This window comes from Luteibacter sp. W1I16 (assembly GCF_050434905.1).
Lineage (GTDB): Bacteria > Pseudomonadota > Gammaproteobacteria > Xanthomonadales > Rhodanobacteraceae > Luteibacter.
The window spans coordinates 3,594,791-3,611,050 of sequence record NZ_JBNDJJ010000001.1 but is presented as its reverse complement, the minus strand read 5'-3'; the positions used below and the strand labels follow the sequence as shown (position 1 = coordinate 3,611,050).

The window sequence follows — 16,260 nt, the reverse complement described above, 5'->3', positions numbered from 1 at the left end:
CGCGGCTGGGTCGCACGATCTTGGCCCCGCTGTCGTGAAGGCTCGGTGGGTGGCCGTTACATGAGCTTGTAGCTGAACGTGAGGTTCCAGCGCTTGTCCCGGTCGTTGCTTTCCGGCGGTTTGTCGCCGGTCGGCCACGCCAGGGCGAAGTCGATGGAATAGTGCTTGCTGTCCGAGGCGCGCACGCCGACGGCAGCCGAATCCAGCCGGTCGATCAGCGGACGGGCCCCGTTGAGGTAGACACGCGCCGTCTGGTACGCGACATAAGGAACGACGGATTTGATCCACTTCGCGCCCGAAACGAAGCTGCGGTTGGCCTCGGCGGACACAGCCCAGCCACTATCGCCCGCCGCGTCGCCGGGGTCATAGGCATAGGCGAACGAAGGGCCACCGAAGTTGATCTGTTCCGTCGACGGGAGCGCATCGTCGCTGTACTGGCCCGTGCCGCGCAGCACCGTGCCGAACCGGTGCGCCCATTCCTTCGACCAGCCGAAGTTCGCGGTATAGCGCGTGAATGCGACATCCGGCATGGCGATGCCCAGCACGCCGATGTTACTCACCGCCCTCGAATACGCCCCCATCCCGTCGAACCCGTGCGCGATGGCGAACGCGAACTGTCGCGACGTCTTCTCACCGACCTTCAGCCAGGACAGCTCCGCGTTGAGCACGCGAACGCTCGATTGCAAGGCGAGCATCACGCCGGTGTCGACATTGCGATAGCGGTCGTCCTGGCGCGACGCATAAATCCCCATCGTGAGGTTGACCCGCTGTGTGTTGTTCAATACCAGCGGATAGATCGCCGAAAGCGCGAGCCTCTCCTGGGTCAAGCGGTGATCGAGGTACGACGGCAATTGCTCGTCGGTGTCAGGCTGTCCCCAGTAACGGCTGGCGTCCAGCTTGGCCTGCCAGCCACGGGAACCGATCGGCTGGAGATACGCCGCCGAATAAAGCCGCTGGCCGCCGCCGTTGGGAAACAATGTGGAAAGACTCAGTTGTTCGCCGAGGGGCGTCGCACCGTTTTCGAGAACGGACAACACGCCCTGCACGCCCGGATGGTTGAAGTCGAGGCCATAGGTCAGGTCGTAGCGTTGCCGCTTCACGTCCAGGTCGAGCCTGGTCGCACCATCAGTCGTCGTGGGCGGAGCCACGTTCGCGGTGACCTTCAGGCCCGGCAACTGGCCGAGCAATTGCGTGTAGCGCTCGAAGGTTTCCTGACGTAACGGGCGCTCGCCGACGATGTGCGCGGCCATGGCGCGAATGCGCGGCTCCAGGTTCCCCGCGTCGCCGCGCACATCCACGTTGGCGACGTAGCCTTCCACGACCTGGATCTTCACCACGCCACCGGCGAGCGTCTGGCTCGGCACGAACGCGAACGACAAGGCGTAGCCACGCGCCTTGTACATCGCGGTGACGCGATCGGCCGCCGCGACCAGGTCGCCGACGGTCGTGTCCTTGCCACGCATTGGCGCGAACACGGCCGCGACCTCGGCGAAGGGTATCGACTTCACCCCGGTCACGTCGAAACGCGAGGGTGTCAGGTGCGTGGCGAGCAAGGCTTCCAGCGCCCGGGTGGGCGCTTGTACGTTGACCTTCACCGACGGTGCCTGCTGCGGCGTCTCCGTGCGGGGAAGGGTCTGCAAAGGGTTGGCGGGGGCGCGTACCTGCGCCTGTGAGGAACACACGACGGTCATGCCCAGAAGGCAGCCGAACCATCGATTCATGGACTCTCCCTGATGACTGACTCGTGGCGTGGGCCGAACGCCCTGCACGTGGCCCGAAGGCCGCGAAGGGTGGCGCATCCGCGCCACCCTTCGCCGCTGCCGCCTTAGCGGCGCTTACCGAACAGGCCCTTCAAGGCGCCGCCATTATCGGCATCGGCCGTGCCTCCGATGGCCCCACCCGTCAGGCCGCCAACCAGGCCACCGACGACACCGCCCACGGTGTTGGTCACGCCGCCAACGACGCCACCGAGCCCAGCCGTGCCACCGGTGCTTCCGCCGCCGGCCGCGCCGGTACCCGTCACGCCAGCGACACCGTTGACGACCGTGCTGACGGCTCCGGTGACACCGGACAGCGCACCGCCCGAGTTGACCGCCGCGGTCGCACCGTTGCCGATGGTCGTCACGGCACCGCCCAGCGTCGTCGTCAACGGCGCCAGTGGTGCGAGCGTGCCCGAACCGACACCGGACACCGTGTTGCCCAACGCGGCGACCGTGCCTGTCGCACCCGCGAGCGTGGTGCCCACGGTGTTACCCGCACCCGGGGCGGCGGTACCCAGGCCCGAGGACAGGCCCGTGCTCAACGGAGCGAGTGCTCCGCCCGCACTTTCCACCGTGCCGCCAAGGGTCGAGGTGAGCCCACCCAACTGGCCCGGCACCGGTGCACCGGCAAGGTTCGCGCCCAGGCTCGAAATGCCCGTGCTCGCACCGCCGACCAGGCTGCCCGAGGCATTGCCCGCCGCGGCGACGAGATTGCCCGAAGGAACCGGCGACGTGCTGTCACCGACGGCACCGGCGATAGGCGTCACCACATCGCTGAGGGTCTGCGTCAGCGAGCCTACCGCCGACGATTCCAGCACGCCGTCGAGCTTCCCGCCGACCTGCTCGACACCCGAGCCGACGAAGGACACCGTGGTGCCCAAGGCGCTCGTGATCGGGGTGATCGGGGTACCCGCTCCCACGGTGCTCACGCCACCGCCCAGGTCGTTCACCGCGCCACCCACCTGGACCACGACGTTGCCGAGGCTGTCCGTGGTCGTACCGATGGGATCGGACGTGTTGCCGATCTGGCCGAGGCCATCGCTGATGCCGTCGCCGAGGGTGGTCACGGCGCCACCTAGGCCATCGACAGCACTGCCGACGCCACCGGTGAGGCCACTCGTGCCACCGAGGATGGTGGTCGAAGGCAATTGCGTGCCGATGCCGGAGACCGCGCCGCCAATGGCGGAAACGATATTGCCGGCTCCCGTGGCGATCGTGCCCACGGCGTTGCTGGGCGGGGGCGTGCCTGTGCCGCCGCCTCCACCACCGCCGTCACCGCCGCCACCCGTGCCACCGCCACCTCCGCCGGTGCCACCACCACCACCGCCGGTGCCACCACCACCCGTTCCGCCACCGCCGCCACCGGTGCCGCCTGTACCTCCGCCGGTACCACCCGTGCCGCCACCGGTCCCTCCGCCGGTTCCGCCGGTTCCGCCGCCTCCGTCGCCGCCGCCGTCACCCGTCCCGCCCGCACCGCCGGGGTTGATCGTGCCGCCGCCCGCACCGCCTCCCGACCGCGTGGAGCCGTGGCCGCTACACGCCGTGATGGATACCGAAGCGGCGAGGATGCAGCTCGCCAGCAAGGTACGGGTAAGGATTTTCGTGAATTTCTGCTCGCTCATGATCACTCCTTGGGCGCATGCGCCCTGGGTAGTGCCCCCTGCCATATGGGAGCCGAACATCGACTGTGACCCTCGTCACACCCGTACTCATGAGACGCCCAGACCGGCAGCCGAAGTGCGCAAAAGCGGCAATCCGGGGGTATTCCGCCATGAATTTTCGGCAAAAAGCGGTGGCGGGGGGAGCTGGCGGGTGGGAAGCGGGCTGGCCCGCGATTCGCCACCCTCAGGCAAGTGAACGAGGCCATGCACCGCAGTCGAGCGAGCGGCGACAAGCCTCACCGCAAAGCCTGTTCGCCAGCACGAAAATCGAGGCATCGCGGGCGAGCCCGCTTCCCACCCGGCAGCTCCACTCGCCGCGCACCTAACCAACGCGAGGGCGAAGGGAGCCGAAAACGCGGAAATAAAAAAACGCCCCGGCAAACCGGGGCGTTCCGTGAAACCGTATCCGGCGAAATGCCGTTTCAGTGCACGGTGAAAAGCTTGTCGAAGCCCGCGATGCGCAGGGTGTTGCGCAGGTCGGCGCTCGCGTTGACGATGCGGATCTCCGCGCGGTCGCCGCCCGCGTGCTCACGCAAGAGCATGAGCATGCCCAGTGCGGAACTATCCATGCCGACGACCTGTTCCAGGTCCAGCACGTAGCTGCGTGCCGGGCTGACATCGCCCAGGCAGGCGTCGTGGAAGGCGCGATGGATCGAGAAGTCGAAGCGCTCGCCCAGGTGAAGGGTGAGGCAGCCCTGTTCGGTATCGTGATGCACGTTGATGGCCATGGATGCTTTCCTCAGAACAGGTCGATGTCGCCGGCAGCCATGGACTGCTGGAGGGCGGGGCCGCGCGCGCGCAGGCGGGCGCGCTCACGCTGCTCGGCCAGGCGGGAACGGACGCGCTGGGCGCGGGCGCCGAGTTCGCTGGCGTCGGACGGCGCGCAGGCCAGTTCCTCGATGTCGCGGGTGCAGTCGGCGGTGATTTCCTGGAGTTCGACCAGGCGCGAACGGGTCTGATGCAACAACTGGCTGAGGATGTCCTCGAACTGCAGGGAGCGGATCGTCGTGGAGACGTCGTTGCCCAGGCCACGGTTGATCGAGGCGGCTTCGTCGGCGGCCGCGCTGGTGCGGGCATTGGACTCGGTGATGGTCGCCATCATCTCGTCGATGCCGCCCTTGGCGGACAGCGCCACGTTCATGTCCTGCGACGCCATGTGGCCGACCAGCTCGCGCAGCTGCTCCATCGCCGTGCGCGAACGCTCCACGTGCGTGCCGATCTTCTCGTTGAACTGGTTGCTGTGCTGGGCGAGGTTGCGGATCTCGCCGGCCACCACCGCGAAACCCCGGCCGGACTCGCCGGCGCGCGCGGCTTCGATCGCCGCATTCAGCGCCAGCAGGTTGGTTTCTTCCGCGATCGTGTTGACGTTCTTCAGCAGCGCGAACACCGCGTCCATTTCCTTCGCCATGCCGTCGATGCGATAGACGATGCGCAGGCTCTCCCGGGACAACTGCACGATCAGGCCGACGAAGTGTTCTAGCAGACCGGCGGTGCGGTCGGCGAAGTCCCGCACCGAAATGCCCTTGCCGCCGCCCTCGATGATTTCGCTGAGCAGCTTCTGCTGCTTGCCGGTCTTGTGCGAGAGGCCGTTGAAACCACCGCCCAGTTCAGCCACCGCATCGCGCAGAAGGTCGAGTGCCTGGTTGAGTTCGCGGCTGGCATGGCCGAGTTCGTCGACGATGGCGCTGCGGACGTCTTCCATCGCTTCGCGTACCGACGCTTCGTCGCTGGCGTGGCTGCTCAGCACCACTTCCACTTCGGGCACAGGGGCGGAACGCAGGCTGATCGCGATCCAGGTCGCGGTCAGGAGGGCCACCACGACCGGGGCGACCCAGGCCGAATGGAACACCAGGACCAGTACCAGCGCGATCGCACTGGCGGTGAAGCCGACGGAGTGTTCGTTCTTCGGGATCAACATGATGACGTCTCGTTGTTCAGGTGCCGACGCGGGCGGCGGCGGGCACGGGGGTATTGGCAAGCGCGAGCAGGCGCGCGGCGATGGCGTCTAGCGGCAACATCTCACTGGCGGCGCCCGCCTTCCACGCGGCGCCGGGCATGCCCCAGACCACGGAACTGGCTTCGTCCTGGACCAGGGTCGGCGCACCGATTTCCTTGAGCTCGCCCAGGCCACGCGCGCCATCGTCACCCATGCCGGTGAGCAGGCAACCGATGGTGGCGGCGCCGACGCTGGCCGCCATGGAGCGGAACAACACATCCACGGCCGGCTTGTGCCGGTTCACCGGCGGACCATCGTGCAGGCGGCAAACGTGGCGCGCGCCGTCCCACATCACCAGCAGGTGCTGGCTGCCGGGCGCGATGTACGCATGCCCCGGCTGGATCGGCTGGCCGTCGCGGGCTTCGCATACGCGCATCGCGGAGCACGAATCCATGCGCGCCGCGAACGGGCCGCTGAAAGCCGCCGGGATGTGCTGGGTGATGACGATGGGCGGTGCCGTGGGCGGCATGGCCTCGAGCACGACACGAATCGCCTCGGTGCCGCCCGTGGATGCGCCGATGGCGATGATCCGCGTGCCACCACGGCTGCCCGCCGTCTGCGCGCGCGGCAGCACCGCATCGGCGGAAAGGCGCGGCGCGACGTCGAGCTTGACCACGGCGGCACGCTCACGAGGCTTGGCTCCAGCGGCGAGCCGCACCTTGGCGCAGATCTCCGGCGCATGCTCCATGAAGGTATTGGCCAGGTCAGCCGCGGGCTTGGTGAAGAAATCCACCGCGCCCAGTTCCAGTGCACGCAGGGTCACGTCGGCGCCCCGCTCGGTCAGCGTCGACACCATCACCACGGGCATCGGGCGAAGGCGCATCAGGTTGTCGAGGAAGGTCAGGCCGTCCATGCGCGGCATCTCGACGTCGAGCGTGAGCACGTCGGGATTGAGTTGCTTGATCTTGTCGCGGGCGATCAGCGGGTCCGCGGCGGTGCCGACCACCTCGATGCCCGGATCGGACTCGAGCATGGTCGACAGCACCTTACGCACCAGGGCCGAATCGTCGACGATGAGAACACGTACTTTCTGCATGGGCTCTTGCAACTCGGTGGTGGAACGAAGATGAGGCGAGGCCCCCCGACGGCACGCGTCAGAACAACTCCACCTCTCCCTTTATCGGATCGTCGGCCAATCGCTTGAGGTATCGTTTCTCGCGATCGGCCAGGCTGTGGTCATGCGTGGAGCGCAACTGGCGCACGCGGACCTTGCCGCTCACCGGGAAGAACTGGACCTGGCGCGGATAGATATCGCCCACGTCGGCCGCGCACAGTTTCAACTTCTCCGTGGCGATATAGCGCTGCACGAAGGCGATGTTGCGCTGGCCGATGTCGGTCATGGTGGCGAGCACGCGGCCGCCGCCGAAGATCTTCACTTCGAGATCGTCACGCTTGCCGCCGGCCTTGAGGATGGCGTTGATCAGTTGTTCCATGGCGTCGTTGCCGTAGCGCGCCGCGCGGCCGACGGTGGAACTCCAGCCGTCTCGCTCGCCCGCCGGCTCGGGCAGCATGAAGTGGTTCATGCCACCGATGCGGCGCCGCACGTCGCGCACGCAGGCCGAAACGCACGAACCCAATACCGTGGAAATCATTTCTTCCTGCGTGCTGACGTAATACTCGCCCGGCAGGATCTTCACCGTGACCACTTCCTGCGCCGGGTCCCAGAACCGGCGCACGTGCTCGAATCCCGGCAGCACGCTCTTCGGATCGAAGCCCTGGAAGGTTCGCGGTTGTACGACGAACGTGTCGCTCATGTACGCTTCCGGTAGACCGTCCGGCCGATCAGGTCGAAGTCCTCGGACAGTCCGTACATGGATTCCGAGTGACCGAGGAACAGGTAGCCGCGGCTTTCCAGCATGCCGGCATAACGGGAAAACAGGCGCTGCTTCGTCGGCTTGTCGAAGTAGATGACGACGTTGCGGCAGAAGATCGCGTCGAACTTGCCCTGCATCGGCCACTCGTGCAGCAGGTTCAACGGTTGGATGGAGACCAGTTCGCGCAGGCGCGGATGCACCAGCGCATAACCGTCGTACGCACCTTCACCGCGCAGGAACCAGCGCTTGCGCCGGGCATCGCTCACACCGCCAAGGCGGTCGATCGCGTACATGCCCTTGCGCGCGGCTTCGAGGGCCTGCGGCGAAAGGTCGGTGGCGAGGATCTTCGCGTCGACGTTGGCGCCGGTGCGTTCGAGTGCCTCGGCGAGGACCATGGCGATGGCATACGGCTCTTCGCCCGTGGAGCAACCCGCGGACCAGATACGCAGGCGGCCACCGCCCCGCTTCTCCTCCAGCCAGCGTGGCAGGAGTTCGTCCACCAGCATGTCGTAATGGTGCATCTCGCGGAAGAACGAAGTGACGTTCGTGCTGATGCAACTGGCCAGCTCGCCGAGCTCGGAAGCGGGATCGCGGCGCAGCAGGTCGCAGTAACCGGCGAAGCCGGAGAGACCCAGGGCGCGAAGCCGGCGCAGCAGTCGACCCTGAACCAGTTGGCGCTTGTGTTCGCCGAGCGAGATACCGCAGTGCTGAAGCACGAATTCGCGGAGGAAGGTGAATTCCGCTTCGCCGAGATTCGGCCCCGTCGCGCTCGCCAGCCCGACGGTATCGCCGTTGTTGACGAGCGCGTTCATCGATCAGAACTCCTTCCACGCGCCGGCGTCGGCGGATTCCGCCGGACGCGGGGCACGCGGGGCCGGCGCGCTGCGCACGGCGGCGAACACGGTTTCCATTTCTTCCTTGGCGACGTCCTTGCGGACACCCTTGCCCGCCGGCTTGGCCGAGGCCTGTCCCGCGATCTGGAAGAAGGCGACCTGACGGCTGAGTTCGGTGGCCTGCTCGTGCATCGCACGGGCGGCCGCGGCCGATTCCTCGACCAGCGCGGCGTTCTGCTGGGTCATCTCGTCCATCTGCAGCACGGCGTGGTTCACCTGGTCGATGCCTGCCGACTGCTCCGAACTGGCGGCGGCGATCTCGGCGACGATGTCGGTCACCTTCTTCACGCTCTCGACGATCTCGGCCAGGGCCTTGCCGGACTGGTCGACCAGCTCGGAACCGGTCTTGACCTTGCTCGCGCTGTCGTTGATGAGGCCCTTGATCTCCTTGGCGGCATTCGCCGAACGGCCGGCGAGGTTGCGCACCTCGGTCGCCACGACGGCGAAGCCACGGCCCTGCTCACCCGCGCGCGCCGCTTCCACGGCGGCGTTGAGCGCCAGCAGGTTGGTCTGGAAGGCGATCTCGTCGATCAGGCTGACGATGTCGGAAATCTTCTTGCTCGAGCTGTTGATCTCGCGCATGGCGACGACCGTCTGCGCGACGACCTCGCCACCGCGCTCGGCCTGTTCGCGGGCGCCACGGGCCAGCTGGTTGGCATGGCTGGCGTTCTCGGCGTTCTGCTTCACCGTGGAGGTCATTTCCTCCATCGACGAGGCGGTTTCCTCCAGGCTGGAGGCCTGTTCCTGGGTGCGCTGCGAGAGGTCGTCGTTGCCGCGCGAAATCTGTTGCGCGGCCGTGCTGACCGAACCGGAGCCATGGCGGACTTCCGAGACGATGGCGCTGAGGCGCTCGTCCATCGCACGGAACGCGGCCTGCAACTGGCCGAGTTCGTCGCTGCGGGTGACCTGGATGTCGTGGCCCAGCTTGCCTTCGGCGATCTCGTGCGCGACGTTCACCGTCTGCGCCAGGGTGCGTATGATCGAGCGGATCACCAGCACGGCGATCAGAAGGCAGACGAACAGACCGATGGCGAGCGACGCGATGCTGAGGGCACGAACAGTCTTGTACTGCGCGCTCTCCTTGGCGTAGATGGCGGCCGCCTCGTCACGCTTGGCTTCGACCACCTTGGTCAGCTGGTTCTGGCGATCCATCAGCAGCGGACGGACCTGGAGTTCCAGTACGTCGGACGCACCCTGGTCGCCCTGGTTCAACGCGTCGACCATGTCCGACTTCGCCTGGGCGTAGTCGGCGTTCGTCGCCTGCCACTTGTCGTAGAGCTTCTTGATGTCGGCGGACATCGGAATCTTCAGGAACTCGGCCTTGGTGGCATCCATGTCGGCCTGGTACTTCTGGAACTCGGCGACCTTCTGCTTCACCTGGTCGGGATTGCCGACCTTCGCCGCGGCCTCGCCCAGCACGATGAAGGACATCAGCGAGTTCGTGTTGATGCGGGTCAGCATCTCGGAAGGAACCAGTTCCTCCTCGTAGATCTGGCGCATGCCTTCGTTCTGGAAGTGCATCGCACCCAGGCCGACGGCCGCGCCACCCAGGAGCATGAGCGTGAGCAAACCGAGCACGCCGTAGAGGCGGCCGCGGACGGTCAGGGCGGGAACTTTGAACTTGAACTTCTTCATCACGATTCCAATCGGCAAAGTGCGGCAAAGGCTAACCGGGCATTACATACCGGCTGGCCGTGGCCGCCGGCGTTCGTAGGCTCAGGCGACGGCTTTCACTTCCGGCGAGGCCAGGGCGACCTCGAGCATCTGGGCGTCTTGCGGTTGCAACAGGCGATCCACGTCGAGCAGCAGCACCATGCGCTCGCCGACGGAGGTCAGGCCCTTGAGGTATTCGGTATCCACCGTGGTTCCCATGTCGGGGACCGGGCGAACCGCCGCCGGCAGCACGTCGACCACATCGGAGACCGCGTCGACCACGACGCCGAACTGACGCCCGGCGACCATCACGATCACGCAGACGGTGGTGGCGGTGTATTCCTCGGAAGCCAGGCCGAAACGCAGGCGCAGATCGAGCACGGGAACGATGGCGCCGCGCAGGTTGAGCACGCCCAGCACATAGGACGGTGCCTGCGGAATGCGCGTGACCGGTGTCCAGCCACGGATCTCGCGAACGGCGAGGATATCGACGCCGTATTCCTCGTTCCCGAGGTTGACGGTGAGGTATTGCGCGGCCTCATCGGACGCATCGGTAGCGGTGGCGTAGCTGGCTTGCTGATTCATGTCGTTCCCACGGCGGATCGGATCGGCGGTTCGGGACCCCTTCCCCAGGGGTATCGGCCGCTGCCGCAGGGACTTGAGGGGGAAGTACGCCGGATTTGGCAAGAGGCCCGGAGGGGCGACTCTGGTGGGATGCCCACTCCGGGCGAACCTTTGCTCTGGTGGGAGCCTTGCTCTGGTGGGAGCCGACCTTGTCGGCGATCCCGCGGCAGCGGGCCAGGTCACGGCAAGCACCCATCGCCGACAAGGTCGGCTCCCACCAGCCTGGGGCAAGCACCCATCGCCGACAGGGTCGGCTCCCACCACATCGGGCTGCCCTCTTAAATGGCTGCCACTTAGGCAGCCAGCACAGCGACTCAAGCAGCCTTGCGCCGCCCCTGCATGCGAACCAGCCCCGTCACATCCGCGATCAACGCGACCGAGCCATCGGCCAGGATCGTCGCACCGGAAATCCCGGCCACCCGGCGGTAGTTGGCCTCCAACGACTTCACCACCGCCTGCTGCTGCCCGATCAACTCGTCGACGAACAGGCCGATACGTGTCCCCTCGCCTTCCACCACGATCACGATGCCCTCGTCCAGCGCACGCCGGCGGCCCGCGCAACCGAAGACGTCGAACAGGCGGACGATCGGCAACCAGTGCTCGCGGAAACGGAACAGCTCGCCACCACCGGCCACGCTGCGGACAGCATCCGGCTTCACCTGCACGGATTCCACGATGGAGACCAAGGGCACGATATAGGTCTCCTCGCCCACCGCGGCGGTGAGGCCGTCGATGATCGCGAGGGTGAGCGGCAAGGTGATCGTGAACGTGGTGCCACTGCCCTGCACGCTGCGGATGCCGACGGTGCCGCCGAGATCCATGACGTTGCGGCGGACCACGTCCATGCCCACGCCACGGCCGGAAAGGTCGGTGGTGGTGGCGGCGGTGGAGAAACCCGCCTCGAAGATGAGATCGGCCACGGCGTCGTCGGACATGCCGTCGCCCGAGGCGATGATGCCGCGCTGGATGGCCTTGGCCACGATGGCGTCGCGGTTCAGACCGGCGCCGTCGTCGGCCACTTCCACCACGATGGAGCCGCCACGATGGAAGGCCTCCATGCGCAGCGTGCCGGTGTCGCCCTTGCTCGAGGCGAGGCGCTTCGAGGGCATTTCCAGGCCGTGATCGATGGCATTTCGCACCAGATGGACCAGCGGATCGCCGATCTTCTCCAGCACGGTCTTGTCCAGTTCGGTCGTCTCGCCACGGAGGTCGAGCACGACCTTCTTGTCGAGCTTCTGCGCCAGGTCGCGGACCAGGCGCGGGAAACGGTTGAACACCGTGCTGATCGGCAGCATGCGGATGCTCATGACGCTTTCCTGCAACTCACGCGTATGGCGCCCGAGTTGGGCGAGGCCATGGCGGAGCATTTCCAGCTGCGACGCGTCCACACCGTCGTGGAACTGACTCAGCATCGACTGCGTGATGACCAGTTCGCCGACGAGGTTGATCAGGGTGTCGATCTTCTCGATACCGACGCGGACCGAGCTGGATTCGCTGTTGGCGGCCGGCTCGCGCACGGCACGGGGCCCGGCGGCGGCAGCCGGTGCGGCGGCGGCCGGTGCCGGCGCGGCGACACGCGGCGTCAGCGTGAGGTCGCAGTCACCGTCCACCCAGTCGAACACGCCCTCGACGGCCGTGCGCTTGGCGCCGGCATCGAGGCGGAGCGTCCAGCCGAGGTAGGACGACGACGCGTCCATATCGGCCAACGAGGGAAGCTTGCTGGCATCGCATTCGACGCTCAGCGGGCCGAGGGCGGCGAATTCGCGGAACATGCGCGCCGGGTCGTTGCCGGTCTTCAGCAGGTAGTCGAACGGACGGAAGGCGATGTCCCAGCCTTCGATCGCTTCGGCCGGTGCAGCAGCCTTCGCGGCCACGGGCGCGGCGGAGCCACCGGACACCATGGCCGACAACTCGGCCAGCAAGGCCTGGCTCTCGGCGGTGGCCGCTGGCTGGCCCGCCATCGACAACGCCAGCATGTCGCGCACGGTGTCGCCCGAACGGAGCAGCAGTTCCACCACGGCCTTTTCCATCGGACGGCGGCCACTGCGGACCTCGTCCATCAGGTTTTCCGCCACGTGCGTGAAGGCGGCCACGTCGGTGAAGCCGAACGTCGCCGCACCGCCCTTGATCGAATGGGCAGCACGGAACACGACGTTGATCAGTTCCGGATCGTCGGCGCCCTCGTCCAGCGCGAGGAGGGCCTGCTCCATGGCGTCGAGACCGTCGAGGCTCTCTTCGTGGAACGCCTTGTGGAATTGCGCCAGATCGACTTTGGACATGGGTGGACCCTGGATTGCCGGAACGTCTTGGAACGGATTAACCGAGCACGCGGGCCACGGTGGCCAACAGCTGGTCGGGATCGAACGGCTTCACCAGCCAGCCGGTAGCACCGGCGGCCTTGCCTTCCATCTTCTTCTCGGGGTTGGACTCGGTGGTCAGCATGAGGATCGGTACGCCGCTGTAACCCGGACGCGTGCGGATCTCGCGGACCATCGTGATGCCGTCCATCACCGGCATGTTCACGTCGGCGAGGATCAGGTCGAACTTGTGGTTACCCGCCGAATCCAGGGCCGCCTGGCCATTGTCGGCCTCTTCGACATCGTGACCGGCGCCACGCAGGGTGAAGGCGACCATGCTGCGCATGGAAGCCGAATCGTCTACCGCAAGAATCTTTGCCATGGGAGCACCTTCAGTTCACGCCGGCTTGGGCCGGCAGTTCAATCAAAGCATCGAGGCCGAGCGTGGACACGCCACGGCGGAGGGTGTCGCTGACCCCTGTCCAGGCCACGGGAACGCCCGCGGCACGCGCATCGCGCGAGAAGGCCGCGAGCACCTGCAGGGCGGCGGTGTCCGTCTGGGCCACGCCGGCCGCGTCGATCTCGACCGCCTGCCCCGCCGACAGGGCGGCCAGCAGCGTCTCGCGTAGGGCCGGAGCGCTGCCGATGCGCAGGTCCGCATCCAGCGTGAGCGGGGCGCGGGGCGTGTCTTTGGAGGATTTCTTCGCCATCGTCCGTACCGTTGGGACCCTTGGTGGGCAGCGCCCGAGGGGTCGTTCGATGGGCTTATCGGCTTGGTGGGGGAAAGCTTTAGGGGGATCTGCGCGGCGCCCAGGCTTTCAGCAGCAGTCCAGCCCAGGATCCAGCACTACACTGCGTACGAGACTAAAAAATTGCACCAGCCCGGCTTATCGACGTGGAGGTCAAAGAAATCCTCATAGTAAGTAAGGCCAAGGCTCTCGAGGCGACGAATAAACGTTTGCTGAGCCTCAATCCCAAAGAGAGGTCCAAATGAAATTAAATCGCTACTGATACCCCGACGTCCCCCCAGATTTGAGTAGCGCCCCGGTTTCGAGTTCAATCCCCCACCAGAAGGAGATTGGACGTGAAGAAGCGTTTTTCCGAAGAGCAGATCATTGGTTTCCTGCGTGAAGCCGAGGCCGGCATGCCGATCAAGGATCTGTGCCGCAAACACGGCTTCAGCGAGGCCTCGTACTACCTGTGGCGAAGCAAGTTCGGCGGCATGAGCGTGCCCGAGGCCAAGCGGCTGAAGGACCTGGAGTCGGAGAACGGACGCCTTAAAAAGCTGCTGGCCGAGCAGCTTCTGGAAAATGAGGTCATCAGGGAAGCTCTGCGAAAAAAATGGTGAGCGCACCGGACCGGCGCGAGCTGGTGCGCTATCTGATCGGCAAGGAACTGAGTGAACGCCGGTCGCTGGCGATCGCCGGCATGAGCGCAAGCGCTTACCGATACGAACCGCGGCCCGACCCCAATGTCGAGCTGCGCGAGATGATCTGCGCGCTGGCGAATCGCCATAAACGCTACGGCGTCGGCATGATCTACCTCAAGCTCCGCCAGACCGGACAGATGGTCAATTACAAGCGAGTTGAGCGCCTGTACCAGGAGGCGAACCTGCAGGTGCGTCGGCGCAAAAGGAAAAAGGTACCTCCGGCCGAAAGGCAGCCACTGCTCCGGCCCGCGGCCGCGAACGAAGTTTGGTCCATCGATTTTGTCTTCGATCGCACCGCCGAAGGGCGCGTCTTGAAATGCCTGACGATCGTCGATGACGCCACGCATGAGGCTGTCGCCATCGAGATTGAGCGGGCGATCTCAGGTATCGGCGTAACGCGTGTCATGGATCGCCTGGCCGTCACTCGGGGGCTGCCGAAAATCATTCGCAGCGACAACGGAAAAGAGTTCTGCGGCAAGGCCATGGTCGCATGGGCGCACGAACGCGGCGTGCAGCTGCGACTGATCGAGCCTGGCAAGCCGAACCAGAATGCCTACATCGAGTCGTTCAACGGAAGGCTTCGCGATGAATGCCTCAACGAACATTGGTTTCCCAGCCTTCTGCATGCCCGAACCGAGATCGAAAACTGGCGACGGGAATACAACGAGGAGCGACCGAAGAAAGCACTCGGCGGACTGACTCCCGCTGCTTACGCGAAACAGTTACATTAATCCCGGACTCAAAATCGGACCGCTACTGAAGGCGGGGGGACGTCGCTAGCTCGACGCGCTGCGACGGATCGATTTCTTCCCCGCTTCAGGCCTCCCACTTTACGTGAACTTCTCGAGATCCTCGAGCAAAAGGCGTCAGTTCTCACGACCGAGAAGATTCCTGAATCGCCTGGAGTGCCGCCCCCTCGATTTGCAACCAATCACGGAGCTGCTCCATCCATCCTGGAAGTGAGGAATCAATATCCACTGCACTCCAGGTCAAAACGAACTCATCTAGCCGAATTAAGCCATACATTGGATCTTCTTCCGGATCTCTCAGCAATTCAGTTAGAACCCCAATCTCCAGCAACGAAGTCCGTGCACCTGATCAGACCCCGTCCGCTCACAAATCTGCTCGACCATCGCCAACAGCTCATTCGTCGATAGACGAGGCTCAGTAGCCATCGCGACAACATGCGTGAGAAAAGGGCTGACGAACTCCACAACCTCTAACCTAACGCTCGAAAAAATTGCGACGCGGTCAGGTGAGAGGATGTCGGGTAGCCCCGGAACACCCGTCAATCCTCGACGGACGACTTCCCAGTTGACCAGTCGACGCTCCATCAAACTATTGAAGACATTGTCAATCATGGTGTGATCAGGCCTTCTCTCTCGTCAGTCAAACAGCTTCACGCGACTCACGGGATAAACCTCGAACGGGACCCCAAATTCACAAAACCGTTCGCGCAGGACCTCATCAAGGCCTGGACTAAAGGTACCCAAATTCTCGATCACTTCAAATTTTTCTATCCAGTCTCTGGCTACCTTCGTGGCGAGGACATCAAGGCCTAACCACGCGTCTGACAAGTCGTTAGAAGGAAAAGGATCGATCCTCGAAAGTTCTTCGATGTAAGAAAGGATGTATTCACCCTCGCCTTGCCCATCTGGTAACGAGGGCGACCAGATCAGTTGACAGACAGCCAACCTATATAGGGTATCTACTGCGGCCTGCCATCTGCCGCGCGTGTCCGTTACCGCCACAAGTCCGGACGTAAACGATTCTGCTGAATAATCGGAGAGGCAAAGTAGATGCAACTTCCTTTGGATCACTTGTAGTGACGGCCCGGTCATTGAAACCTCGATTTCTCTTGCGCATAGCCGATCTCGTTGGGACTTAGTTTGCCAGAACACCTCTGGTTACGTCCGGACTACGCTAAGGGGAGGCAACAGGTCCAGTTGCGATTTGAGACAAGGATAAATCTCTCCTTCGTAGGAACTATCTTATTCTGCGAGAATCTCGGCTACATTAAGCGGGTTTCCTTGGTCATCCTGGAATGAGTGAAAGCCTTCTTCCGCCTGCGCCGGCCACAGATCGTCTGTCAACGACAGTGCCTCAAGTTCGACTATCCTTCCATTCTTTCCA

14 protein-coding genes are annotated in these 16,260 nt (G+C 64.8%); 1 reads left to right on the top strand and 13 read right to left on the bottom strand.

The window, feature by feature from the left end:
- Positions 1 to 56: 56 nt before the first annotated feature.
- From QFZ41_RS15830 to QFZ41_RS15775, 12 genes are all read right to left on the bottom strand, one after another.
- Positions 57 to 1,721, bottom strand: coding sequence for a ShlB/FhaC/HecB family hemolysin secretion/activation protein (locus QFZ41_RS15830; RefSeq protein ID WP_429199623.1), 1,665 nt, complete (start codon positions 1,719 to 1,721; stop codon positions 57 to 59).
- A gap of 104 nt (positions 1,722 to 1,825) precedes the next feature.
- Entirely contained in the window at positions 1,826 to 3,382 is a 1,557-nt protein-coding gene (locus QFZ41_RS15825) for a collagen-like triple helix repeat-containing protein (RefSeq protein ID WP_429199622.1), read from the bottom strand.
- Positions 3,383 to 3,843: 461 nt separating this feature from the next.
- Positions 3,844 to 4,149 (bottom strand): STAS domain-containing protein, encoded by a 306-nt coding sequence (locus tag QFZ41_RS15820; protein ID WP_429199621.1) that lies wholly within the window; start codon positions 4,147 to 4,149, stop codon positions 3,844 to 3,846.
- An 11-nt stretch (positions 4,150 to 4,160) separates the two neighbouring features.
- Positions 4,161 to 5,339 carry a methyl-accepting chemotaxis protein gene (locus tag QFZ41_RS15815; protein WP_429199620.1) on the bottom strand — a complete coding sequence of 393 codons (1,179 nt, stop codon included), beginning with the start codon at positions 5,337 to 5,339 and terminating at the stop codon, positions 4,161 to 4,163.
- Between the two features lie 16 nt (positions 5,340 to 5,355).
- Entirely contained in the window at positions 5,356 to 6,453 is a 1,098-nt protein-coding gene (locus QFZ41_RS15810; protein WP_429199619.1) for a protein-glutamate methylesterase/protein-glutamine glutaminase, read from the bottom strand.
- Between the two features lie 58 nt (positions 6,454 to 6,511).
- Positions 6,512 to 7,171 carry a chemoreceptor glutamine deamidase CheD gene (cheD, locus tag QFZ41_RS15805; RefSeq protein ID WP_429199618.1) on the bottom strand — a complete coding sequence of 220 codons (660 nt, stop codon included), beginning with the start codon at positions 7,169 to 7,171 and terminating at the stop codon, positions 6,512 to 6,514.
- Complete coding sequence (locus QFZ41_RS15800) at positions 7,168 to 8,043, bottom strand: CheR family methyltransferase (RefSeq protein ID WP_429199617.1); 876 nt, start codon at positions 8,041 to 8,043, stop codon at positions 7,168 to 7,170. Before QFZ41_RS15800 ends, cheD begins: the two co-directional genes overlap by 4 nt.
- A gap of 3 nt (positions 8,044 to 8,046) precedes the next feature.
- Entirely contained in the window at positions 8,047 to 9,759 is a 1,713-nt protein-coding gene (locus tag QFZ41_RS15795; protein WP_429199616.1) for a methyl-accepting chemotaxis protein, read from the bottom strand.
- 81 nt (positions 9,760 to 9,840) lie between these two features.
- The gene (locus QFZ41_RS15790; RefSeq protein WP_429199615.1) at positions 9,841 to 10,362 is read right to left on the bottom strand and encodes a chemotaxis protein CheW; all 522 of its coding nucleotides are present in this window, start codon (positions 10,360 to 10,362) and stop codon (positions 9,841 to 9,843) included.
- Positions 10,363 to 10,715: 353 nt separating this feature from the next.
- Positions 10,716 to 12,680 (bottom strand): chemotaxis protein CheA, encoded by a 1,965-nt coding sequence (locus QFZ41_RS15785; protein ID WP_429199614.1) that lies wholly within the window; start codon positions 12,678 to 12,680, stop codon positions 10,716 to 10,718.
- A 37-nt stretch (positions 12,681 to 12,717) separates the two neighbouring features.
- Positions 12,718 to 13,080, bottom strand: coding sequence for a response regulator (locus QFZ41_RS15780; RefSeq protein ID WP_306850379.1), 363 nt, complete (start codon positions 13,078 to 13,080; stop codon positions 12,718 to 12,720).
- Between the two features lie 10 nt (positions 13,081 to 13,090).
- Positions 13,091 to 13,408, bottom strand: a complete 318-nt coding sequence (locus tag QFZ41_RS15775; protein WP_429199613.1) for an STAS domain-containing protein — start codon at positions 13,406 to 13,408, stop codon at positions 13,091 to 13,093.
- 374 nt (positions 13,409 to 13,782) lie between these two features.
- Between QFZ41_RS15775 and QFZ41_RS15770 the strand changes: the two genes are divergently transcribed.
- A protein-coding gene (locus QFZ41_RS15770) for an IS3 family transposase (protein ID WP_429198855.1) occupies positions 13,783 to 14,858 on the top strand; the annotation gives its coding sequence in 2 pieces (ribosomal slippage) (positions 13,783 to 14,041 and positions 14,041 to 14,858; 1,077 coding nt in all).
- A gap of 654 nt (positions 14,859 to 15,512) precedes the next feature.
- Here the strand turns inward: QFZ41_RS15770 and QFZ41_RS15765 are convergent.
- Positions 15,513 to 15,968: a hypothetical protein gene (locus QFZ41_RS15765; RefSeq protein WP_429199612.1), complete on the bottom strand. Its 456-nt coding sequence runs from the start codon at positions 15,966 to 15,968 to the stop codon at positions 15,513 to 15,515.
- Positions 15,969 to 16,260: the final 292 nt, after the last annotated feature.

What these genes read in the sequence shown, in the direction of transcription:
- QFZ41_RS15785 (WP_429199614.1), bottom strand. Translation starts at nt 12,680, where the DNA reads ATGTCCAAAGTCGATCTGGCGCAATTCCACAAGGCGTTCCACGAAGAG.
- QFZ41_RS15815 (WP_429199620.1), bottom strand. Translation starts at nt 5,339, where the DNA reads ATGTTGATCCCGAAGAACGAACACTCCGTCGGCTTCACCGCCAGTGCG.
- cheD (WP_429199618.1), bottom strand. Translation starts at nt 7,171, where the DNA reads ATGAGCGACACGTTCGTCGTACAACCGCGAACCTTCCAGGGCTTCGAT.
- QFZ41_RS15780 (WP_306850379.1), bottom strand. Translation starts at nt 13,080, where the DNA reads ATGGCAAAGATTCTTGCGGTAGACGATTCGGCTTCCATGCGCAGCATG.
- QFZ41_RS15795 (WP_429199616.1), bottom strand. Translation starts at nt 9,759, where the DNA reads ATGAAGAAGTTCAAGTTCAAAGTTCCCGCCCTGACCGTCCGCGGCCGC.
- QFZ41_RS15765 (WP_429199612.1), bottom strand. Translation starts at nt 15,968, where the DNA reads ATGACCGGGCCGTCACTACAAGTGATCCAAAGGAAGTTGCATCTACTT.
- QFZ41_RS15800 (WP_429199617.1), bottom strand. Translation starts at nt 8,043, where the DNA reads ATGAACGCGCTCGTCAACAACGGCGATACCGTCGGGCTGGCGAGCGCG.
- QFZ41_RS15775 (WP_429199613.1), bottom strand. Translation starts at nt 13,408, where the DNA reads ATGGCGAAGAAATCCTCCAAAGACACGCCCCGCGCCCCGCTCACGCTG.
- QFZ41_RS15820 (WP_429199621.1), bottom strand. Translation starts at nt 4,149, where the DNA reads ATGGCCATCAACGTGCATCACGATACCGAACAGGGCTGCCTCACCCTT.
- QFZ41_RS15810 (WP_429199619.1), bottom strand. Translation starts at nt 6,453, where the DNA reads ATGCAGAAAGTACGTGTTCTCATCGTCGACGATTCGGCCCTGGTGCGT.
- QFZ41_RS15790 (WP_429199615.1), bottom strand. Translation starts at nt 10,362, where the DNA reads ATGAATCAGCAAGCCAGCTACGCCACCGCTACCGATGCGTCCGATGAG.
- QFZ41_RS15825 (WP_429199622.1), bottom strand. Translation starts at nt 3,382, where the DNA reads ATGAGCGAGCAGAAATTCACGAAAATCCTTACCCGTACCTTGCTGGCG.
- QFZ41_RS15830 (WP_429199623.1), bottom strand. Translation starts at nt 1,721, where the DNA reads ATGAATCGATGGTTCGGCTGCCTTCTGGGCATGACCGTCGTGTGTTCC.